This is a genomic window from Rhizobium sp. P28RR-XV, from assembly GCF_012641385.1.
In the GTDB taxonomy this organism is placed as follows: Bacteria; Pseudomonadota; Alphaproteobacteria; order Rhizobiales; family Rhizobiaceae; genus Rhizobium.
Genome location: NZ_JABAIG010000009.1, coordinates 363,686 through 369,999, shown reverse-complemented (window position 1 = coordinate 369,999; position 6,314 = coordinate 363,686). Strand labels below are relative to the sequence as shown.

The 6,314-nt window shown below is 59.1% G+C and carries 10 protein-coding genes; 5 read left to right on the top strand and 5 right to left on the bottom strand.

The features are described 5' to 3' along the window. Nucleotides 1-128: 128 nt before the first annotated feature. The 3 genes from HGP12_RS21125 to HGP12_RS21115 form a co-directional block, all read right to left on the bottom strand. Nucleotides 129-1,184 (bottom strand): putative zinc-binding metallopeptidase, encoded by a 1,056-nt coding sequence (locus HGP12_RS21125; RefSeq protein ID WP_168840777.1) that lies wholly within the window; start codon nt 1,182-1,184, stop codon nt 129-131. Nucleotides 1,185-1,322: 138 nt separating this feature from the next. Next, on the bottom strand, nt 1,323-1,514 hold the full coding sequence (locus tag HGP12_RS21120) for a CsbD family protein (RefSeq protein WP_168840778.1): 192 nt from the start codon (nt 1,512-1,514) through the stop codon (nt 1,323-1,325). Nucleotides 1,515-1,609: 95 nt separating this feature from the next. Continuing rightward, nucleotides 1,610-2,215, bottom strand: a complete 606-nt coding sequence (locus tag HGP12_RS21115; RefSeq protein WP_168840779.1) for a YqgE/AlgH family protein — start codon at nt 2,213-2,215, stop codon at nt 1,610-1,612. A gap of 140 nt (nt 2,216-2,355) precedes the next feature. On the opposite strand from HGP12_RS21115, the gene HGP12_RS21110 reads away from it, so the two are divergent. Beyond that, nucleotides 2,356-3,183: a protein-disulfide reductase DsbD domain-containing protein gene (locus tag HGP12_RS21110; RefSeq protein ID WP_168840780.1), complete on the top strand. Its 828-nt coding sequence runs from the start codon at nt 2,356-2,358 to the stop codon at nt 3,181-3,183. A gap of 82 nt (nt 3,184-3,265) precedes the next feature. After that, on the top strand, nt 3,266-3,751 hold the full coding sequence (locus HGP12_RS21105) for a peroxiredoxin (protein WP_168840781.1): 486 nt from the start codon (nt 3,266-3,268) through the stop codon (nt 3,749-3,751). A gap of 45 nt (nt 3,752-3,796) precedes the next feature. Here HGP12_RS21105 and HGP12_RS21100 read toward each other — a convergent pair whose 3' ends face one another. Together HGP12_RS21100 and HGP12_RS21095 are read right to left on the bottom strand one after the other, a co-directional pair. Next, on the bottom strand, nt 3,797-4,105 hold the full coding sequence (locus HGP12_RS21100) for a type II toxin-antitoxin system RelE/ParE family toxin (protein WP_168840782.1): 309 nt from the start codon (nt 4,103-4,105) through the stop codon (nt 3,797-3,799). Continuing rightward, nucleotides 4,106-4,351, bottom strand: a complete 246-nt coding sequence (locus HGP12_RS21095) for a type II toxin-antitoxin system ParD family antitoxin (RefSeq protein WP_168840783.1) — start codon at nt 4,349-4,351, stop codon at nt 4,106-4,108. A 184-nt stretch (nt 4,352-4,535) separates the two neighbouring features. Here HGP12_RS21095 and HGP12_RS34520 point away from each other — a divergent pair, with 184 nt between their 5' ends. From HGP12_RS34520 to HGP12_RS21085, 3 genes are read left to right on the top strand one after another with little or no spacing between them, the layout of a single operon-like run. Beyond that, nucleotides 4,536-4,664 carry a hypothetical protein gene (locus tag HGP12_RS34520; RefSeq protein WP_281408227.1) on the top strand — a complete coding sequence of 43 codons (129 nt, stop codon included), beginning with the start codon at nt 4,536-4,538 and terminating at the stop codon, nt 4,662-4,664. Then, on the top strand, nt 4,661-5,440 hold the full coding sequence (locus tag HGP12_RS21090; RefSeq protein WP_168840784.1) for a metal ABC transporter ATP-binding protein: 780 nt from the start codon (nt 4,661-4,663) through the stop codon (nt 5,438-5,440). The genes HGP12_RS34520 and HGP12_RS21090 overlap by 4 nt, the downstream gene beginning before the upstream one ends. Next, nucleotides 5,437-6,309, top strand: coding sequence for a metal ABC transporter permease (locus HGP12_RS21085; RefSeq protein WP_168840785.1), 873 nt, complete (start codon nt 5,437-5,439; stop codon nt 6,307-6,309). Before HGP12_RS21090 ends, HGP12_RS21085 begins: the two co-directional genes overlap by 4 nt. Nucleotides 6,310-6,314 lie beyond the last annotated feature (5 nt).

Genomic DNA, 6,314 nt, shown 5'->3' with positions numbered 1-6,314 from the left:
ACAGCCTCGCACAGTCGAAGCGACATGGCGCAAGGCTGGTGAAATGCTCGACTGCTTCTCGCCAGCCGAATGCGCAAACTACCTCACAAACTCAGGATATGCTTCCGTATGAAAGCAGCAGGCTCTAATCAGGCGCTGTCGATCAGCTGCCTTATATAGTCGAGCTTCGTGACGACCGGCGGCGAGAGGATGAAGGGATAGGAATCCGGCTGTCCCATGCTGCGCTGGATGGAATTGATTGCCACGCTCAAGGGGATCCAGGCCTTGACGAGCTGTTCGGCGCTTTGAGCCTCGTAGGGATTGAAATCCACTTCCGCCGCCATGTCGTGATAGTGATAAGGGTCGATCGCCAGGCCGAAGGAACGCGCCGTTTCCAGCGTATCGACGATATGCAGATAATGCGCGAAGCATTCGGCAAAATCCTCCCACGGATGGGTGCTTGCATAGGCGCTGATGAAGCTCTCCTGCCAGTTCGCGGGCGGGCCGTTGTCGTAATGGGTCTGAAGCGCCGTGCCATAATCGGCGCGTTCATCGCCGAAGACGGCGCGAAAGCCATCGAACTGCCCGCGGTCGCGAACAAGCTTGTTCCAGATGAAATGGCCGGTCTCGTGGCGGAAGTGGCCCAGCAAGGTACGATACGGCTCGTTCATGGAGGTGCGCGTCTGTTCGCGCGTCACGTCATCCGCCTCAGCCGCACGAATAGCGATCAGCCCTTCCTCGTGGCCGGTCATGGCCGGGACGACGGTGCCGCCCTGCATTTCATCCTCGAGAAAATCGAACACCAGGCCACCATCCGGATCCTGCTGCCGATCGGGATGCGGCAAATTCCAGCGTAGCAGGGAATAGAATAGATGCCTCTGCGCCTGACCGATACGCCGCCAACGGTCTATACCCTGCTGCGTGCCGGTATTCGGTACCAGCCGATTATGACGGCAGGCGGCGCAATACGGCTGGGGATCATCGGCATCGACGAGCCAGTTGCAGATGTCGAGTTCGGCGTTCGCGCAGAAGCGCACATGCCGCTCGGGCTCGGAAACCGGATGCCATGTCACATCGTCTTCGACGTCGAGTGCATAGATCGCCAGACGGTTGGGAATGAAGCCGAGCTGGTGGCCGCAGCGGACACATTGCCTGTTGTCGAAATGGACGGGCTGACCGCAATGGTCGCAGGTGAAAAGCCGCATGCTCCCCTCGGAAAAGATAGATTGGCGAGAACAAAGAGCCCGCCACGTTTCCGTAACAGGCTCTTCCTCCCAACATCGCTGCTACAACGTCAATTCAGACGGAGCAGCGACCATGGATTGACAAATACAAACAGCCGGTCACATCCGGTCGACTGCGCCTTTGACCTTGTCCTTGGCCTTGCCAACGGCGGTCTGCATCTTGCCCTTGGCTTCCTGCGCAGCGCCCTTGGCGCGCATGCTCTTGTTGTTGGTCGCCTTGCCGGTCATCTGCTTGGCCTTGCCGGCGATTTCGTTCACCTTACCGGACACCTTGTCGGTCGTGCTGCTCATGTCTGACGCCTCCCTGGCTGGCACGGCGGAATTGCCGTTGCGCTACCGGGAAAACGTCGCACCTGCTATTTCGTTCCGAAACAGCACAAATCGGCTCAGCTATGGCCGGCGTGCGGCGACAGCATTGCGGGGTTGATGCCCATGAGCGCCAAGGCCCGATCATACTTGTTGTCGAGGCTGCGGTCGAAGATCAGTTCTTCGTTCGCCGGGCAGTTCAGCCAGCCATTATTGCCGATCTCCGCCTCGAGCTGACCGGCACCCCAGCCGGCATAGCCGAGCAGCATCGTCGCGCGCTTCGGACCGCTTCCCTTTGAAATGGCCCGAACGATATCGAGCGTCGCCGTCAGGCTGATATCGTCACTGACCGGAATGCTGCTGTCGCTGATGTAATCGTCGGAATGCAAAACGAAGCCACGCCCGCTTTCAACGGGACCGCCGGTCTGGATGGGAAAATCTCGCGCGCCTTGCGGAAGCACGATGGCATCGTCGTCCTTGATCATTTCGAGATGGAAGAGGACGTCGGTGAATGTCAGCTTCTGGGCGCGATTGATGACGAAACCCATGGCACCCGCATCGGAATGGGCACAGATATAGATCACCGTCCGGTGGAAATTGCGATCCTCCATGCCTGGCATGGCGATCAGGAACTGACCGTCAAGAAAACCTCTTTCGCGTCTATTCTTCAGCGTCGATAGGGACATCGTGCCTCCTGACCGCAGTCTGCACCTGCACCGCCTATAATCAAGATGGGGCAATGTCATAAATCAATCAACTGAAAATGATCATTTCCCTCTTCTGTTATGCTGGCTCCTGGCGGCCCGATCCATTAAATCCTTGTTTCATGATTGGAATAAGCACGCTTGCACGCCTGTCGGTATTGTTTGTCGCCACCCTATTCTCCGCCGCAACGGCCCATGCCGCCATGAGCGAATGGGTGGACAACCAAGGCGGACGCATGCGCCTGGTGGCGCTTGCGCCCGATGCGGAAGGGCATATCCGCGCCGCCCTGCAGATCGAACCGGAACCCGGCTGGATCACCTATTGGCGCGAGCCGGGCCAGGGCGGAATTCCGCCCCAGGTGACGCTGGCGCCCGATAGCGGCGTGACGCTGGAAAAGACCGGCTACCCCGTGCCGAAGCAGATCACCGTCGGCAATATCAAGGAGATCGGCTATGATGCGCCGGTGACCTTACCGCTCGATTTTCGCGTTACCGGCAAGGTACCGGCGAACCTCAAGCTGACCGCTTTCGTGGGTCTCTGCAAGGAGATCTGCATCCCCTTCCAGGCTGACTATTCATTGCCGCTGCCGGCGGGTGAGCAGCCGACATCGCATGAACTGGCCCTGCTGGATGCGGCGAAAGCACGGCTGCCGGAAACTCCTTCATCCGATTTCGCCATTCAAAGCCGCAAAATCTCCGCCGATGCTAAAAATCTTTCACTGCGCCTAACATTGCCGGAGGCAACCGGTGATGCGCCGACGATCTACGTGACGGGACCGTCCGGCTACGTGTTCTTCCAGCAAATGAATGCAAAGCGGGATGGGAGCAGCTTCTCGACCGATATCGAGATCGGCAAATTGCCGAAGAATTATGATCCGAAGGGCAAGAGTTGGGGCATTCTGGTCGTCGACGGCGACCGAGCGATGGAAACCACACTTGCGCTCGAATAGGCCGGACCTATAGTTTCCAGCATCCGCTTCAGATAATTGCCGGCGCAGCGGCGCCCCGAATTCACAACGCAAGGAGAGAACCATGTCCATCGCCATCGGCGACACGCTGCCTGCCGCCACCTTCAAGGAAAAGACCGCCGACGGCCCGGTCGAAATCAGCACCGAGCAATTGTTTGCCGGCAAGCGCGTCGTGCTCTTTGCCGTTCCCGGCGCCTTCACGCCCACCTGTTCGCTCAATCACCTGCCCGGCTATCTCGAGAATCGCGACACGATTCTCGCCAAGGGCGTCGATGACATCGCCGTGGTTGCCATCAATGACTGGCATGTCATGGGCGCCTGGGCGCAATCGTCCGGCGGTCTGGGCAAGATCCATTTCCTCGCCGACTGGGACGGCTCCTTCACCAAGGCGCTCGGCCTCGATGTCGACCTCTCCGCCGGCGGCCTCGGCATCCGCTCGAAGCGTTACTCCATGCTGGTGGAAGACGGCGTGGTGAAGACGCTCAACATCGAGGAAAACCCCGGCCAAGCCACGGTCTCGGGTGCTGCTGCGATGATCGAGCAGCTCTGATACTATTCAGATGGAAGAAGCAGAGCGTCTCAGAGGCGCTCTGCTTCATTCTTCTTCGTTGAAATGAGTATCGAAATCGCGATGTCCTTCGAGCACATTCAAAACCTCGAAAACATCATCAATATAGCGGAAGAAGATTACATAACCACGAAATGCAAAGCTGCGCATATCGTCTCTCAGCTCCGGCCGCAGGCGGCCCATTTGGCCCGGCAAAGCCGCAAGACTTGCGCACTTACGGCGCAGTTGCTCAGTAAATTTCAAAGCGACTTTTTGGCTGCCACTTTGGCGCGCTATATATACAAGAATATCAAGGATATTGCTTTGAGCATCGGCTGTATAACGAAGCCGAGCCACTTAATAGCCTTCTTTTGCCAGTTCAGCAGCCTTGGCTTCCAAAGCGGCACCGAGCTCCTCATCTGATATATCGCCTCCACGGGCGATCGATGCCTCCAGAGTATGCCGCAAAGCCGCTATTTTCGCCTCACGTTCCTCCACGAGCCGGAGACCTTCCCGTACAACTTCGCTGGCGGAGCTGTAACGTCCCTCTTCCACCGTTTTCTCCACGAATTTCTCCCAGCGCTCGCCGATAGAAACATTCATAGGCGCCTCCCTTATAGGCCGATCAAGTGACCAATAACAAATAATGCGCCATATATAGCATCAACGGCACAAAGCGCCAATTGCTGGTGCTCAACGAGCATCAATCTAGTCTCCGCCTCTTTTTTGCCGTATTTCATCGGCTACTGCGTGTAATGTTATTACATAATTGAAAGCCCCCAAAAAAATGCCTTTTGATCGTGATCCTTTTGCGCCGTCCCTTATGGGGCGCTCCGCCTTGACACGCCTTGCCTATGTCGCGATCGGCATTGCGGTGCTCTGGGCGGCGATCGGCTGGGCGGTGGCCTTGGCATGAACGATCTGATCCGGCTCAGCAATCTCACCGTCACTTATGAGCGTCACCCGGCCGTGCATCATATCTCGGGCGGATTTGCCGCAGGCAGCCTGACGGCGATTGCCGGGCCGAACGGGGCTGGCAAGTCGACGCTTCTGAAAGCGATCGTCGGCGAATTGCGGCCGGCGGAGGGCTCGATCGATCGCGGCGCGCTGACACGCAACGATTTCGGCTATCTGCCGCAGGCGGCCGATATGAACCGCCGCTTTCCGATTTCGGTTGCCGATACCGTCATGCTTGGCGCCTGGAAGAATGCCGGCGCTTTCGGCCAGTTTTCCCGAAAGGATGTCGAACGTGCGCGCGAGGCGCTCGGCATCGTCGGCCTGTCAGGCTTCGAAAACCGGCATATCGGCTCGCTTTCGGCCGGGCAGTTCCAGCGCGTGCTCTTTGCGCGGCTGCTGCTGCAGGACGCGCGCGTCATCCTGCTGGACGAACCCTTCACCGCGATCGATCAGCGCACGACTCGCGATCTTCTCGACCTCGTGCTCCGATGGAACCGGGAGGGACGCACTGTCATCGCCGTGCTGCACGATTTCGAGCAGGTGCGAACCTATTTCCCCGAAACGCTGCTGATCGCCCGCGAACTTGTGGGATGGGGCAACACGCAGGATATCATGAGCTCCTCAAACCTCATCAAGGCGCGCGCCATGGCCGAGCGCTGGGATGAAGAAGACGAAGCATGCCTGCCGGAAGAAGAGCATGACGACGGCCTGGTGAAGCGGGAGCCGGCCGAATGACCGTCTACGATATCTTCCTCGCACCTTTCGCGGATTATGGCTTCATGCGGCGCGCGCTGATTGCCTGCGTCTGCCTCGGCCTCGGCTCCGGGCCGATCGGCGTCTTCCTGATGCTCAGGCGCATGAGCCTGATGGGCGATGCCATGAGCCATGCCGTTCTGCCTGGAGCGGCCATCGGCTATCTCATTGCCGGCTCGCTGTCGCTGACGGCCATGGGGCTCGGCGGCCTTGTGGCCGGCCTTTCGGTGGCGCTGCTATCAGGCCTCGTCAGCCGCGTGACGGTGCTGCAGGAGGATGCGAGCTTTGCCAGCTTCTATCTCACCTCGCTGGCACTCGGCGTCCTCATCGTGTCGCTGCGCGGCTCCAACATCGATCTGCTGCATGTGCTCTTCGGCACCATTCTCGCAATCGATGCACCCGCCCTCTACCAGATCGGCGCGATTGCGACGGTAACGCTGCTCGCACTCGCCGTCATCTATCGGCCGCTGGTCATGGAATGCTTCGATCCCGGCTTTCTGCGCGCCGTCGGTGGGCGCGGACCGCTCTATCATTTCCTGTTCCTGCTGCTGGTCGTGCTCAATCTGGTCGCCAGCTTTCAGGCGCTCGGTACGCTGATGGCCGTCGGGCTGATGATGCTGCCGGCGGCCGTGGCGCAGCTCTGGTCGCGCAGCCTGCCCGCCATGATGGCGATCGCAACAGGCACGGCGATGGCTTCAGGCTATCTCGGCCTCATTGCCTCCTATCATCTCGAATTTGCATCAGGTCCGACCATCATCATCACCGCCAGCCTGATCTATGGCTTCTCCATTCTCTTCGCACCTTCGGGCCTTGCCCGGCGGTTCTTCCCCCGTCCCCATCTCCGGGGCTAATCCGA